General features: G+C 68.9%; 16 protein-coding genes. 9 read left to right on the forward strand and 7 right to left on the reverse strand.

What is annotated here, in order from left to right:
• The first annotated feature begins 5 nt into the window (after positions 1 to 5).
• Positions 6 to 1097: a dimethylsulfone monooxygenase SfnG gene (sfnG, locus tag ED92_RS00295; RefSeq protein WP_037331985.1), complete on the forward strand. Its 1092-nt coding sequence runs from the start codon at positions 6 to 8 to the stop codon at positions 1095 to 1097.
• Between the two features lie 48 nt (positions 1098 to 1145).
• On the opposite strand, the gene ED92_RS00300 is transcribed toward sfnG, so the two are convergent.
• The 4 genes from ED92_RS00300 to ED92_RS00315 form a co-directional block, all read right to left on the reverse strand.
• Complete coding sequence (locus ED92_RS00300) at positions 1146 to 2882, reverse strand: hypothetical protein (protein WP_037331986.1); 1737 nt, start codon at positions 2880 to 2882, stop codon at positions 1146 to 1148.
• Between the two features lie 112 nt (positions 2883 to 2994).
• Positions 2995 to 4104, reverse strand: coding sequence for a bifunctional RNase H/acid phosphatase (locus ED92_RS00305; RefSeq protein WP_174492060.1), 1110 nt, complete (start codon positions 4102 to 4104; stop codon positions 2995 to 2997).
• Positions 4101 to 4838, reverse strand: coding sequence for a zinc ribbon domain-containing protein (locus ED92_RS00310; RefSeq protein ID WP_037331988.1), 738 nt, complete (start codon positions 4836 to 4838; stop codon positions 4101 to 4103). Before ED92_RS00310 ends, ED92_RS00305 begins: the two co-directional genes overlap by 4 nt.
• A gap of 17 nt (positions 4839 to 4855) precedes the next feature.
• Complete coding sequence (locus ED92_RS00315) at positions 4856 to 5677, reverse strand: Nif3-like dinuclear metal center hexameric protein (protein ID WP_037331989.1); 822 nt, start codon at positions 5675 to 5677, stop codon at positions 4856 to 4858.
• Positions 5678 to 5708: 31 nt separating this feature from the next.
• On the opposite strand from ED92_RS00315, the gene ED92_RS00320 reads away from it, so the two are divergent.
• Complete coding sequence (locus ED92_RS00320; protein WP_037331991.1) at positions 5709 to 6263, forward strand: chorismate mutase; 555 nt, start codon at positions 5709 to 5711, stop codon at positions 6261 to 6263.
• Between the two features lie 41 nt (positions 6264 to 6304).
• Here ED92_RS00320 and ED92_RS00325 read toward each other — a convergent pair whose 3' ends face one another.
• Positions 6305 to 6625, reverse strand: coding sequence for a hypothetical protein (locus ED92_RS00325; RefSeq protein ID WP_037331993.1), 321 nt, complete (start codon positions 6623 to 6625; stop codon positions 6305 to 6307).
• Between the two features lie 130 nt (positions 6626 to 6755).
• Here ED92_RS00325 and ED92_RS00330 point away from each other — a divergent pair, with 130 nt between their 5' ends.
• Genes ED92_RS00330 through ED92_RS00340 form a run of 3 tightly spaced genes read left to right on the forward strand, consistent with a single transcriptional unit; the run spans position 6756 to position 8738 of the window.
• Positions 6756 to 7217, forward strand: coding sequence for a low molecular weight protein-tyrosine-phosphatase (locus tag ED92_RS00330; RefSeq protein ID WP_037331995.1), 462 nt, complete (start codon positions 6756 to 6758; stop codon positions 7215 to 7217).
• Between the two features lie 23 nt (positions 7218 to 7240).
• Positions 7241 to 8062 (forward strand): SURF1 family protein, encoded by an 822-nt coding sequence (locus ED92_RS00335; RefSeq protein WP_037331996.1) that lies wholly within the window; start codon positions 7241 to 7243, stop codon positions 8060 to 8062.
• Positions 8063 to 8117: 55 nt separating this feature from the next.
• Positions 8118 to 8738 carry an FMN-binding negative transcriptional regulator gene (locus ED92_RS00340; RefSeq protein WP_037331997.1) on the forward strand — a complete coding sequence of 207 codons (621 nt, stop codon included), beginning with the start codon at positions 8118 to 8120 and terminating at the stop codon, positions 8736 to 8738.
• Positions 8739 to 9284: 546 nt separating this feature from the next.
• Here ED92_RS00340 and ED92_RS00345 read toward each other — a convergent pair.
• On the reverse strand, positions 9285 to 10238 hold the full coding sequence (locus tag ED92_RS00345; RefSeq protein ID WP_200882656.1) for a CobD/CbiB family cobalamin biosynthesis protein: 954 nt from the start codon (positions 10236 to 10238) through the stop codon (positions 9285 to 9287).
• Between the two features lie 38 nt (positions 10239 to 10276).
• A complete protein-coding gene (locus tag ED92_RS00350) occupies positions 10277 to 10972 on the reverse strand; it encodes a FadR/GntR family transcriptional regulator (RefSeq protein ID WP_016331555.1) in 696 nt (231 codons plus the stop codon).
• Positions 10973 to 11075: 103 nt separating this feature from the next.
• Between ED92_RS00350 and ED92_RS00355 the strand changes: the two genes are divergently transcribed.
• Genes ED92_RS00355 through ED92_RS00370 form a run of 4 tightly spaced genes read left to right on the forward strand, consistent with a single transcriptional unit; the run spans position 11076 to position 13810 of the window.
• Positions 11076 to 11567, forward strand: coding sequence for a gluconokinase (locus ED92_RS00355; protein ID WP_037331999.1), 492 nt, complete (start codon positions 11076 to 11078; stop codon positions 11565 to 11567).
• Positions 11567 to 12934 (forward strand): gluconate:H+ symporter, encoded by a 1368-nt coding sequence (locus ED92_RS00360; protein WP_037332001.1) that lies wholly within the window; start codon positions 11567 to 11569, stop codon positions 12932 to 12934. The genes ED92_RS00355 and ED92_RS00360 overlap by 1 nt, the downstream gene beginning before the upstream one ends.
• A 43-nt stretch (positions 12935 to 12977) precedes the next feature.
• Positions 12978 to 13304: a helix-turn-helix transcriptional regulator gene (locus ED92_RS00365; protein ID WP_016331552.1), complete on the forward strand. Its 327-nt coding sequence runs from the start codon at positions 12978 to 12980 to the stop codon at positions 13302 to 13304.
• The gene (locus ED92_RS00370; protein ID WP_037332003.1) at positions 13301 to 13810 is read left to right on the forward strand and encodes an SRPBCC family protein; all 510 of its coding nucleotides are present in this window, start codon (positions 13301 to 13303) and stop codon (positions 13808 to 13810) included. The genes ED92_RS00365 and ED92_RS00370 overlap by 4 nt, the downstream gene beginning before the upstream one ends.
• Positions 13811 to 13825 lie beyond the last annotated feature (15 nt).

A 13825-nucleotide genomic window follows, 5' to 3' on the forward strand; every position in this document is an offset into this window, starting at 1 on the left:
GCGGCATGCCGGGAATCGAATCCGAACCACTCAAATTCGCCTATTGGGTCCCCAATGTGAGCGGCGGTCTGGTCACCAGCGACATCGAGCAGCGCACCGACTGGGGATACGAGTACAACCGGGATCTCGCCGTCCTCGCGGAGAACAGCGGCTTCGAGTACGCGCTGAGCCAGGTCCGCTACACGGCCAGCTACGGTGCCGCCTACCAGCACGAATCGACCGGGTTCAGCCTCGCGCTGCTGCTCGCGACGCAGCGGCTCAAGGTGATCGCGGCCGTCCATCCCGGGCTGTGGCATCCCGGGGTGCTCGCGAAGTTCATCGCGAGCGCGGACGTGATCTCCGGCGGGCGCGCGGCGGTCAACGTGGTCAGCGGCTGGTTCAAGGACGAATTCACGAACCTCGGCGAACCGTGGCTGGAACACGACGAACGGTACCGTCGTTCGGAAGAATTCATCCGCGTGCTGAAGGAACTCTGGACGAGCGACCACGCCGAATTCGCCGGTGATTTCTATCGGATCCACGATTTCGACATCAAACCCAAACCGGTCGGGCGGCCGCATCCGGAGATCTTCCAGGGCGGCAACTCCACCGCGGCGAGGAAGCTCGCGGGCCGGGTCTCCGACTGGTACTTCAGCAACGGCAAGGATTTCGACGGGTTCAGCGAGCAGGTCGAGGAGGTCCGCGGCTACGCGGCCCAGAACGACCACGCCGTTCGGTTCGGGCTCAACGGTTTCGTGATCGCGCGGGAGACCGAGAGCGAGGCGAAGGCCGTGCTGCGCGAGATCGTCGAGAAGGCCAACACCGAGGCCGTCGAAGGTTTCCGCGGTGCGGTCAAGCAGGCGGGAAGCTCCACATCGGACAAGAAGGGGATGTGGGCCGACTCGGAGTTCAAGGATCTGGTGCAGTACAACGACGGCTTCCGCACCGGGCTCATCGGCACGCCGGAGCAGATCGCGGACCGGGCCATCGAGTACAAGAAGCGCGGGGCGAACCTGCTGCTGCTCGGCTTCCTGCACTACCTGGAGGACGTCGAGCACTTCGGGAAGCACGTGCTGCCCGTGATCCGGGAGAAGGAGGCCGCCCTCGACCGCGTTTAGTCCTCTGAATGCGGTCGTATCGCATTAAGAGGACGAAATGCGGTCGGGTTACGGGAGGTAGACGGTCTGGCCCGGGTGCATGGTCGGGCCGCAGTCCTTGAGCGGCCCGCCGAAGCGCGCCTTCTCCACGTCCGGCATGGTCTTCGCGGCGTAGTCCCGGACGGCCTTCAGCTTCTCGGGGCTCGAGACGGCGTCCTTGCGCACGAAGTCGCCGTTGCGCGGCCCGCTGCCCGGGTACACGAAGATCGGCTCGTAGTCGCGGTCGATCCGCGGGTCGACGGTGATGCCGTTGCCCGCGGCCCACGGGCCCCACGAGTGGATGAAGGTCGGCTTGACCTTGTCGAACACGTAGTCGCGCAGCCCCGGCAGGTCGCCCTTCTTGAGGAAGTCCGCGACGTCCGCCTCGACCAGCCCGGCCATGTCGACCAGGTGCAGGCGGCTGGTCATCGACGAGCCGCCGAGGTCCGGCAGCAGCAGCGACGCCTGCTGGAGGCCCAGGATGTCGGCCATGGTGTTGAAGCCGCGGCCGAAGCGGTCGGCGATGAGGCACGCGGGCACCGTCGGGACCTCTTGGAACTTCTTCGACGCCGACGCGAACCCCATCCCGGACGGGATCGCGGCCGCGACCAGCACGAGCACCACGACGGTCCGCAGCGCCGCCCGCGAACGGCGCAGGAGTTCACCGGCGGCCAGCGTTCCCGCCAGCACCGAGAGGATCCAGATCGGCGTCGCGAACCGGTGCTGGCCCATCCAGTCCGGGACCATCACGCCGTAGGCGATGATGCCCAGCGCCAACGGGACCAGCAGCGCGATCAGCGCGCGCCGCCATTCCGCGCGGACCAGCGCGTACCCGATGGTCAGCGCCAGCAGGATCGTGCCGGCCACACCGGCGTAACCGACCAGCTCGAACGGCTGCTTCAGCGCCGAAAGGCCGGGCAGCCCCTGCCCCTTGGCGATGGACGGGTTCGCCAGCAACCTGCCGAACTCCGTGATCCGCCAGGCGAGATACGCCCCGAACGGGATCGCGAACGCGACCACCGACACCACGACGAACTTGATGCTCTGCCCCAGCAGCGGCTTCCGCAGCTGGAACAGGACGACGAGCGGGTACGCCCCGCCGTAGATCAGGCCTTCGGGACGGGTCAGCGCGGCGAACGCGACCAGCACCCCGGACCAGACGGCGACCTTCGCGGTGAGCAGGGTGTCCTTGCGCACGGCCACGAACAGCAGCACCGCGAGCCAGGCGACGGCCATCCCGAACAGCGAGTTCTCCAGCCCGGAGATCGTCCAGATGACGAACGACGGGATCGCGGCCAGCGTCAGCCCGACGACCAACGTCGCCAGCCAGGCGAAGCGCGCGAAGATCTGCTTCGCCGCGATGTGGCACGCGGCCAGCGTCCCGGCGGTGAACAGGAGTCCCAGCAGCTTCGGGAACAGCACGTAGTCGGGAAGGCCGAACAGCATGCCGCTGTCGAAGATGCCGACGAGCTTGCCGAGCGCCAGCATCACCAGCCACGTCGAGTTCGACCAGCCCTCGACCGACGGCTGCCCCGGCTGCAGCACCGGGCCGAGGCCGTCGGTGAAGCTGCGCGCGTAGGAGAAGGTGATGGCCGCGTCGTCGACGATCCAGTGGCCGTAGAGGGTGGCGTGCCAGGCCAGCGCCGCCACTCCGGCGAGGACCGCCAGGTACGGCGCGACACGGGCGGCCAGGCCACGACGGGCCGGCGTCTCCGCCGGATCGGGCACGCCTTGTTCGGAAGCTTCGCTGAGTGCGCTCGCCGTCATGTCCCCGTCTTTGCCTTTTCGCTCACGTGCCGTCGCCGAAACTGTAGCCAATACCCCATCGACCGCCCGCGACACGTCATATCCAGGCGTGATCCGCGCCACATTCTCCCGGCTAGGAGAGGTGCGAAATGTCGTTCACCAACCGGACCGAGGCGTTGCCGTCCGGGTAGAACTCGACGATCGACAGCGAGGCCAGGTCCAGGTGCAGGCGGAACAGCAGCGACGGCCCGGCGTCCAGGCCCATCCGCAGGAGTGCCTTGATCGGCGTGACATGGCTGACCAGCACCAGCGTCCGGCCGCCGTACTTCGCGATCAGCTCGTCGCGCGCCTTGCGGACCCGCCGGTGCACGCCGTCGAAGCTCTCCCCGCCCGGCGCCGCGATCGAGGTGTCGGAAAGCCAGCTGGTCTGGAATTCGGGATCGCGGTCCATCGCCTCTTTGAAGGTGAGACCCTCCCACTCGCCGAAGTCGGTCTCGATCAGCCCGGGGTGGGTCTCGACCCGGCCGCCGAGCGCGTCGGCGATCGCCTGCGCGGTCTGCTGGGTGCGGATCAGCGGTGAGGCGATGATCGGCGCCGCCTCGCCGTCGACGACCAGGCCCTCCATCGCGCCGAGGCGTTTCGCGGCGGCGGCCGCCTGCTGCTTGCCGTGCTCGGTGAGGGGCACGTCGCCGCGGCCGGAGTACCGCTTCTCGACCGACATCGCCGTCTGGCCGTGCCGTACGAGGAGCAGTTTGGTCGGGGTCCCGGTCGCACCGGTCCAGCCGACGGGGCTGACCCTGTCCTGCTTCACGGTCTTCTTCGGCGCTTCCGCCTGTTTCCCCGCGTCCATCGCTTCGTTCGCGAGGCCGTCCGCGTGGGAGTTCTCCGCGCGCGGGATCCACTCGTAGCGCACGCGCGAGAACCGCGCCGCCAGCTCCTTGGCTTCGGCGTTCAGCGGCTGCATCGACGGGTGCTTGACCTTCCAGCGCCCGGACATCTGCTCCACCACGAGCTTCGAGTCCATCCGGACGTCCACTGTGGACGCTCCGAGCTCGGCGGCCGCGGCGAGCCCGGCGATCAGGCCGCCGTACTCGGCGACGTTGTTGGTCGCGATGCCGACGTAGGCCTTGCGCTCGGCGAGCACCTCGCCGGTGGCCGCGTCCTTGACGACCGCGCCGTACCCGGCGGGCCCCGGATTGCCCCGCGAACCTCCGTCGGCCTCGACGAGCACGTGGTCGGTCACAGGCCGGACTCCAGTGTGCGCACCAGGATGGCGCCGCAGTTCTCGCACTGGATGACGTTGTCCTCCGGGGCCGCCTTGATCTCGGCGATCTCGCGGCGGTCGATGTCGAGCTGGCAGGCGCCGCAGCGGCGGGCCCGCAGCAGCGCCGCGCCGATGCCCTTGTGCGCGCGGACCCGCTCGTAGAGCTTCAGCAGGTCTTCCGGGAAGCGCGGCAGGAGCTTGGCGCGGTCTTCGTCGCGGCGTGCCTTCGTGGTGTCGAGGTCGGTGAAGTGCTCGTCGCGGCGCCCGATGGCTTCGGCGACCTCGCCCTCGGCCTTCGCGACCTCGGCGCTGGTGCGCTGGGCGTCGAGTTCGAGGGCCTCGCGGCGTTCCATCAGTTCGAGCAGGTCGTCCTCGAGCGCGGACTGACGTCGGCTGAGGCTGTTCAGCTCGTGCTCGATGTCGGTCATCTGCTTCGCCGCGACGGAACCGGATTCGAGGAGTTTGCGGTCGCGGTCTCCGCGAGCGCGCACCGACTCGATCTCCTTCTCCTGGCGGGCGATCTCGCGGTCGAGGTCGGACGCCGCCGTCTGGACCGAGACCAGCGCGTCACGTCGTTCGCGCACCGTCTTCTCGCCCGCGTCGATCTCGGCGATCTCCGGCAGGGTGCGACGGCGGTGGGCGGTACGCGCGAGTTCGGCGTCCACCTTCGCGAGTTCGAGCAGCTGGCGCTGGACGGCGGGGTCGGCCTTCACGGTGCTCCTTGGAGTTCTTAGTGCTCGGTTCGGGTGGCCCGTAGCGTCCACGGGTCGGTGCACCGCGTGGAGACGTGAACGTCGACGTTACCCGCAAACGCGGCGCGGACGACGCCCGAGGCTTGCTCGCACCACGGCCACTCGCTCGCCCAGTGGGTGACGCCGACCAGGGCGGGGACTTCCGCGATGTCGGCGAGGTGCTCGCCGGCGGGATGATGGCGGAGATCGGCGGTGACGTACGCGTCGACCCCGGCGGCGGTGGCGCGCTTGAGATAGCTGTCGCCGGAACCGCCGGACACGGCCACGCGGCGGATCGGGCGATCCGGGTCGCCCGCGCCGTAGACGCCGGGCTCCGTGCGGGGCAAGGCGTTCGCGACGCGTTCGACGAAGGCGGAGAACGGTTCGGGCGCGGGCAATTCACCGATGCGGCCGATGCCGGTGACGCCGTCTTCGCGGGGGTCGAGCGGGCCGAGGACGGTCAGGCCGATGGCGTCGGCGAGCGCGTCGGAGACGCCGGGGGACGCGGAATCGGCGTTGGTGTGCGCGCAGTAGAGGGCGACGCCGGCCCGGATCAGGCGGTGCACGAGGCGCCCCTTCGTGCTGTCCGCCGGTACGCCGTGGACTCCGCGCAGCAGCAGCGGATGGTGCGCGACGATCAGCTGCGCGCCCCCGGCGATCGCCTCGTCGACGGTCTCGTCGACCGGGTCCACACAGAACAGGACCTTGTCCACGTGCTCGGCCGGGTCGCCGCAGACGAGGCCGACGGCGTCCCACGATTCGGCGAGTTCGGGCGGATACGCCTGCTCCAGGGCGGCGATGACTTCGACTAGCGCGGGCACCCGGGGATTTTCGCATGTAGCGTTTCCGGGCATGCGACTTCGGGTGCTCTGTGCCACTTCGCTGCTTCTCGTGGCGTTACCCGCGCCGGCGTCGGCGTCTCCGGGCCTCTGGGAACTGACCGACCTGGCCGCTCAGCGCGTCCAGATCGCCGACAAGGTCGCGGCCGCGAAATTCGGCACGCCGTCGCCGATCGACGACCCGGTGCGCGAGCGGCAGATCCTCGACTCGATGGCCGCGAAGGCGCCCGGCCTCGGCCTCGACCCGGCAGGCGTGGTGCGGTTCTTCCGCGACCAGATCGAGGCGAACAAGGTCGTGCAGCGCGGTCTGTACGCGCGGTGGACCGAGCACCCCGGCACGCGGCCGCCCGGGCGCCCCGATCTGGGGACCGAGGTGCGGCCGGTGATCGACCGGCTCAACGCGGGGCTGCTCACCGAACTCGCGGAGACCCGGGACACGCGGACGCGGCGGTCGTGCGATGTGCGGCTCGCGGTCACGGTGCGGCTGGCCGACGCGCGGCGCGGGCTGGACCGGCTGCACTCGGGGGCACTTGCGGAGGCCGTGCGGTCGGCCTGTTCCCGCTCCTGACCTGCGAAAAGAGAGCAAGGGACCTTTGCTGCCACCCCGGCTCAGTCCAGGGCCTTCGCGTCCTTGTTGATCGCCCAACGGCCGGCCGCACGCATCACGCGCCCCGTCCACAGCACCGCGCGATAGGCCTTCGTCGCCTGATCGGGGACATCGGGTCGGACGACCTCGTACGGCGAGACGGACGCGCTCGACCGGAGGTGCAACGGCATCCTGGTCATCGCCTCTTTCGGCGATCTCGCCTGGACGAAGTGGTGCTCCGACAGGATCCGCCCGACCTCGTAGGGGTGCGGAAGCTTGACGGTGATGCGGTACCAGCGGAGCCCGGTTGCCGGCGACTCGACGCTGGGTGTTGGTGCGCTCATACGCGACCTTCCTGCGTGTTTCTCTCCAGGAGGTCTACTCCCGCTTCGTCCCGGCTTTCCAGCTTCGCGCGCCCGGTAGCCGTTCGGAGCCGGTGAGCGGTCGATCTCCGTCGGCCTTCACACTGATCAGGTGCTGCACATCGTCTTCGTCTGTTCCGGCAACATCTGCCGTTCCCCGATGGCCGAGCTCGTCTTCCGCGCGAAGGCCGAGGAGGCGGGTCTCGATCATCTCGTGCAGGTGTCCAGCGCGGGCACCGGCGGCTGGCACGTGGGCGAGGCCGCGGACAAGCGGGCCCGCGCGAAGCTCGCCGAACACGGCTACCCGACCGGCCACGTCGCGGCCGAGGTCGACCGCGGACATCTGGCCGCCGACCTGCTGCTCGCGGCGGACGAGGGACATCTGTCGTTCCTCCGGCGCAAGGTGTCGGACCCGGCGAAGGTCCGCCTGCTGCGTGAGTTCGATCCGTCCGCACCCGAGGGCGCCGAGGTCCCGGACCCGTACTACGGCGAGGACGACGGTTTCGAGGACGTCCTCGGCATGATCGAGCGGGCCGTCCCGGGCCTGCTCGACTGGGTGCGCGCACACGCCTGAGGCCGACCGCTTACCGTGGTGGGGTGCGGTTGAAGTTCCTGCTGAAGCCCGGGTGGCTGGCATTGACGTTGGTGGTGTTCACCTTCGCCATCACTTGCTTCACCCTGCTGGCGCCGTGGCAGTTCTCCCGCGACACCGAACGCGAGCACCAGAACGCGGCGCTGCGGGAGTCGTTCTCCGGTCAGCCGCGCTCACTGGAGGAGCTGCTCCCCAACGGCGCCGTGCCTGATCAGCGCACCGAATGGCACCTGGTCGCGTTGAAGGGCACGTACCTGCCCGAGGGCGAGGTCGTGGCCCGTCTGCGCTCCGTACAGGGCGAAGCGGCCTTCGAGGTCCTGACACCGTTCCGGACCGTCGAAGGCACGATTGTGCTGGTCGACCGCGGGTACGTCCGGCTCGACGACAAATCGCGCGCGCTCCCCTTCGCCCCGCCTCCGGCAGGCACGGTCGACATCGTCACGCGCGCACGCCACGACGAGAAGGACGGGAAGAACCGCGACGCGTTCGCCGACGAGTCGACCGGCGGGAAGCTTCAGAGCTACGTTGTCGATTCGCAGGTCGTCGCGCGGGCCGCGAAGCTCGACATCCGTCCGGGCTACTTCCAGCTCGACGTGAACCAGCCCGGCGTCCTGGGCGCGCTGCCTCTGCCGCAGACCGACGCGGGACCGTTCTTCTCCTACGCCCTGCAGTGGATCGCGTTCGGTGCGATGGCGTTGATGGGGTGGCTGTACTTCACCGTCCGCGAACTGAAGCCGGGTGGCGCGCTGACGACGGAGCGGCCGCAGCGGCGCAAGAGTGTCGCGGAGATGCTGGCCGAAGACGAACGCTCCGAAGTGGCCACCTGATCCGACCTGGAAATGGACCTTTCGCAGGTCCATTTCTCCGTGTTCCGCTTCGGGCATGCTGATTCACCCGTGGGACGCCGCCCACGACGACGCCGAATGGCGGACTTGGCTCTCGACGCACGACTTCGGCCAGCTGATCGCCGGCGGCGTGGGCCGCGACCTGCCGATCGTCAACCCGGTGCACTTCGCCTACGACGGCGACCAGACGGTCCTGCTGCACCTCGCGCGTCCGAACCCGGTCTGGCCGCTGCTGGAGGAACACCCGCGCGCGCTGCTCGCAGTGATCGACGAACACACCTACATCCGCTCCGACTGGAACACCCCGGCCGACCCGCCGCACGGCGTGCCGACGTCGTACTACTCGTCGGTCCAGCTCGAATGCGACGTCCGGCTGATCGACGACGCCGCGGAGAAGGCCGCGCTCCTGGACCGGCAGCTCGCGCGATTCGAGCCCGGTTCGGGCAGGTCGGCGGTGAGCGCGACCGAGGCGCCGGACAAGCGGCTGCTCCCCGGCATCCGCGGGGTCGAACTGACCGTGACCGGGGTGCGGGCGAAGTTCAAGTTCGGCGGCAACAAGCAGCCGGCCGACCGGTCACGGATCGACGCCGAGCTCGCGCGACGCGATGGGCCGATGGACGCGGAGGTGCGGGCGCGGTTGGCTCAGCGGGAGCGGTAGCAAAGGTCCCTTGCTCCCCTGCGCGATGACCGTGTGGATTTCGGGTCACCCAACGCAACAAAATCCACACGGTCACCACGCGGAGTAAGGGGTGTGTGGAAACAGGGACACTCAACGTCCCTATATCCACACACCCCCCGCCCCAAGTGGTAGCAAAGGTCCCTTGCTTCCCCGCCCGTCGCCCAGCCAGGACTGCCCGCGGTCACTGTGTGGATTTCGGGACATCTAACGTCCCAAAATCCACACAGTGACCCCGCCGTAGCAAAGGTCCCTTGCTCCCTTCCGCAGGTCAGAGGCCAAGTGGTAGCAAAGGTCCCCTGCTCCCCCTGCACGAGGACCGTGTGGATTTCGGGTCACCCAACGCAACAAAATCCACACGGTCACCACGCGGAGTAAGGGGTGTGTGGATAAAGGGACACTCAACGTCCCTATATCCACACACCCCCCGCCCCAAGTGGTAGCAAAGGTCCCTTGCTCCCTTTCCGCAGGTCAGGGGCCGGGTGGTAGCAAAGGTCCCCTGCTCCCCCGCCGCCGGGAAAGCGCAGGTCAGCGCCGTCGCCGCAGCCCGACGAGACCCGCCAGCACCACCGAGCTGATCGCGCCCAGCCACCCGACTACCCGCGAGAGCTCCACGGCCCGCGTCACGTGCCCGGCGTCCGGGTTGCGCCCGATGCCGAGCACCGGCAGTTCCTCGACCCCGTGCGGGTACACCGTCCGCCCGCCGACCCTGATCTCCAGCGCCCCGGCGAAAGCGGCCTCGACGCGGCCGGCGTTCGGGCTCGGGTGCGCGGCGGTGTCCCGCCGCCACGCCCGCCACGCGCCGCCCGCCGAACCGCCGACGACCGGGGCCGCGAGCACGGTCAGCCCGGCCGCGACCCGCGTGGGCACGAGATGGACGATTTCATCCAGCCGGGCGATGAGCCACCGGTACCGCTCGGGGCGTCCGCGGCCGATGCCGCGCAGCAGGCTGATCGCGCGCGAGCCGAGCAGGCCGGGGACGCCGGCCAGCGCTCCCCACACCAGCGGCGCGACGACGACGTCCGCGGTGTTCTCGGCGAGGGTTTCCACCGAAGCGCGCGAGAGGCCGATGACGCCGAGGTCGTCGGCGACTCGCGGGTCCAGTGTGGACAGTGTGCCGCGCGCGGTCTCGAGTTCGCCTTCTTCGAGATCTCGGGCCAGTGAGGTGCCGTGCGCGGCCAGGCCGGCGGCGCCGAGGACGGCCCAGGTGGTCACCGCGGTCGTGGTCGCCTGCAGGACGGGGCTGCGCCGTCCCGCTCGCTCGGCGAGCACGCCCGCCAGTACGGCGGAGCCCGCGAGGCCGCCGGTCCACAGGACCCCGGCCATCGGGTGTTTCGACCGGACCTTCGCGTCCACCGCCGAAGCCGCCCTGGCGAACGCCGTCACCGGACGCCGCGACCGGGGGTCCCCGATCGCCCCGTCCGCGGCCACCCCCAACACCAAGCCGATCGCGCGTGCCGCGCTCACCGTCGCCCCCTGCATGCAGTATCCCTCGAAGACCTGCAGAGATTACTCGAAGATCATCCGTCCAGAAGGACGGCCATCTCGTCACGCGCCTGGATGACGATGTCCCGCATCGCACGTTCGGCCCGGTCAGGGTCACCGGCGTCGACGGCCACCGCGACCTCGACGTGCAGCGCGACGGCCTCGGGCTGTGGCTCCTCCGGCATCAGGCCGTGGCCGGTCCGCCCGGCGAGCACCTCGGCGACGACCGCCGAAAGCTGGGCGAACATCGGATTCCGCGACGAGGACAGCAGCAGATCGTGGAAAGCGACGTCGTGCCCGAGAAAGGTGTCGAGATCTCGCCGGTGCGCTGTCTCCTCAAGCCGCTTCGCCAACGCCCGGAGGCGACCGCCCTCCTCCGGCGTCGCCCGCAGCGCGGCGTACCGGGCGGCGCACGGTTCCACCCCGGAACGCAGTTCGGTCAGGGTGCGCAGCGCGGTCTTGCGCTCGGAGCCGTCGAGTTGCCAGCGGAGCAATCTCGGGTCGTAATGGTTCCACTCGCTCGGCTCGCGCACGATCACCCCGACCCGGCGTTTGCTGCTGGTCAGGCACATCGTTTCGAGGACGCGCACCACCTCGCGCGCCACCGTGCGAGAGGCGCCGAACCGCTCTTGGAGCTCCTCCGAGCGCAGTACGGAGCCCGGCGGGAGCTCCCCGTTCGCGATCGCGGAGCCGAGCGCGTCGAGCACCTCGGCATGCCTATCGTTGCCCACCAGGCGACTCTAACGTTCTGACTCGATTAAGTAGTACTTGATGTTGCTTAAGTAGTACTTTTGAGCTGTACTCGTCCCGGCTACAACGACGTGGGAGGTACGGATGACCGTCATCGTGGTGATGGGCGTTTCCGGCTCGGGCAAGACGACCGTGGGCACGGCACTCGCCGAACGCCTCGGCGTCGACTACGCCGAAGCGGACACGTTCCATCCGAAGGCGAACATCGACAAGATGAGCTCCGGCCACCCGCTGAACGACGAAGACCGGCAACCCTGGCTCGAGGCCATCGCCACCTGGATCCGGGACCACCAGTGCTCCGGCGGCGTCGTGACGTCTTCCGCGCTCAAGTATCGCTACCGCGACATCCTGCGTGGCGGCGGGAAAGTCTGGTTCCTGCACCTCCACGGCGACCGCGACCTGCTCGCCGATCGGATGAAGACCCGCTCCGGCCACTTCATGCCGGTGTCCCTTTTGGACTCCCAGCTCGCCGACCTCGAACCGCTGCGTCCGGACGAGCACGGCCTCGTCGCCGACATCGCGAAGAAGCCGGAAGAGATCGTCGAAACCGCCCTTTCCGTTTTCAAGGACCGCTGATGACCACCACCCTCGCCGCCGCCTGGACCGGACACGACACCCGCCTCATCGGCGCGACGGTGCTCGCCATCGCCGTGATCGTCGTCCTGATCACCAAGGCGAAGCAGCATCCGTTCCTCGCCCTCATCCTCGGCTCCGGCGTACTCGGGCTCGTCGGCGGCATGCCGGTGGACAAGCTGATCAAGAGCTTCAGTTCCGGCGTCGGCTCCACCGTCGCGTCGGTCGGCGTGCTGATCGCGCTCGGCGCGATGCTCGGCAAACTGCTCGCCGACTCCGGCGGCGCCGACCAGATCGTCGACACCATCCTGCGCCGCTCGGGCGACCGCGCCCTGCCGTGGGCGATGGCGCTGGTCGCCGCGCTGATCGGGCTGCCGATGTTCTTCGAGATCGGCCTGGTCATGCTCATCCCGGTGATCCTGCTGGTCGCCAAGCGCACCGGGAAACCGTTGCTGATGCTGGGCATCCCCGCGCTCGCCGGGCTTTCGGTGCTGCACGGTCTCGTCCCGCCGCACCCCGGCCCGCTCGCCGCCGCGGGCGCGCTGAACGCGAACGTCGGCCTCACCCTGGCCTTCGGCCTGCTCGTCGCGATCCCGACGGTGATCATCGCCGGGCCACTGTTCGGCAGGCTGGCCGCGAAGATGGTCCCGGACGCCGTCGCGCCGGAGCGGCTCGTCCCGGAATCGTCCTCTTCGGACGGACGACGTCCCGGTTTCCTCGCGACGCTGTCGACGGTGTTGCTGCCGGTCGTGCTGATGATGGGCAAGGCGCTCGCGGACATCCTGCTGGCGAAGGAGAACCACCTCCGCCGCGTGCTGGACTTCATCGGCGACCCACTGGTCGCCTTGCTCGCCGCGGTGCTGCTCGGCATGCTCACCCTGGGCAAGTCCGCCGGCTTCACGCGGGACAAGCTTTCGTCCACTGTGGCCGATTCGCTGCCGCCGATCGCCGGCATCCTGCTCATCGTCGGCGCGGGCGGCGGGTTCAAGCAGACCCTCGTCGACGCCGGGGTCGGCAACGTCATCACCAGCCTGGCCACCGGCGCGAACCTGTCGCCGCTGCTGCTCGGCTGGCTGGTCGCGGTCGCGATCCGGCTCGCCACCGGTTCGGCGACGGTCGCCACCGTGTCCGCCGCGGGCATCGTGGCGCCGCTCGCGGCGACCATGGATCCGTCGCACAGCGCGCTGCTGGTGCTGGCGATCGGCGCCGGTTCGCTGTTCTTCTCCCACGTCAACGACGCCGGGTTCTGGCTGGTCAAGGAGTACTTCGGGCTTTCGGTCGGGCAGACGCTGAAGAGCTGGTCGATCATGGAGACGGTGATCTCGGTGGTCGCGATCGCGCTGATCCTGCCGCTGGGTGCCTTGTTGTAGGTCCGGCTTGACACGTGACCTTTTAGTCACCTATTCTTCCGACGTGCCCGACGACGACCTGGTTTTCAAGGCCCTGGCGGATCCGACTCGCCGGTTCCTGCTCGACCAGCTGTTCGCGCGTGACGGCCGCACGCTGACCGAACTCGAGTCCGAAGTGGACATGAGCCGGTTCGGCGTGATGAAGCACTTGAAACTGCTGGAAGAAGCCGGACTTGTCGTCACGCGCAAGGAGGGCCGGGAGAAGAAGCACTTCCTCAACCCGGTGCCGATCCGGCAGATCCACGACAGGTGGATCGACAAGTTCACGGAGCGCAACGTGACCGCGTTGCTCGACCTCAAAGCCGAACTCGAGACCGAGGAGCCCTCATGACCGACACCCAGGTTTACCGCGTCTACATCAAGGCCACCCCGGAGAAGATCTGGGACGCGATCACGAAGCCCGAGTGGTCACGGAAGTACGGCTACACCGGCCTCGTCGACTTCGACCTGCGGCCGGGCGGCAAGCACGCCACCCATCCGACGCCCGAATACGTCGAAGCGGGTTTCACCAACGACTTGGTCGACGGTGAGGTCCTGGAGGTGGATCCGCCACGCAAGCTGGTCATCACCTGGAAACTGCGGATGGATCCCGCCTTCGACAAGGAGCCGTACACCAAGCTGACCTACGAGATCGAAGAGACGAAGACCGCGGGCACCCGGCTGACCGTCACCCACGACGTCACCGACGCGCCGACGACGGCCGCCCTGGTCAACGGCTCGCAGGAGGACATCAACGCCGGACCGGGCGAGAACGCCGGCGGTGGCTGGGCCTGGATCCTGTCGGACCTCAAGACGCTGCTGGAGACGGACGAGCCGCTCGTCCCCGCCGCTTCCTGAGCCGATGTCCGTGAA

The sequence above is a fragment of the Amycolatopsis sp. MJM2582 genome (assembly GCF_000754115.1).
GTDB classification, from domain to species: Bacteria; Actinomycetota; Actinomycetes; order Mycobacteriales; family Pseudonocardiaceae; genus Amycolatopsis; species Amycolatopsis japonica.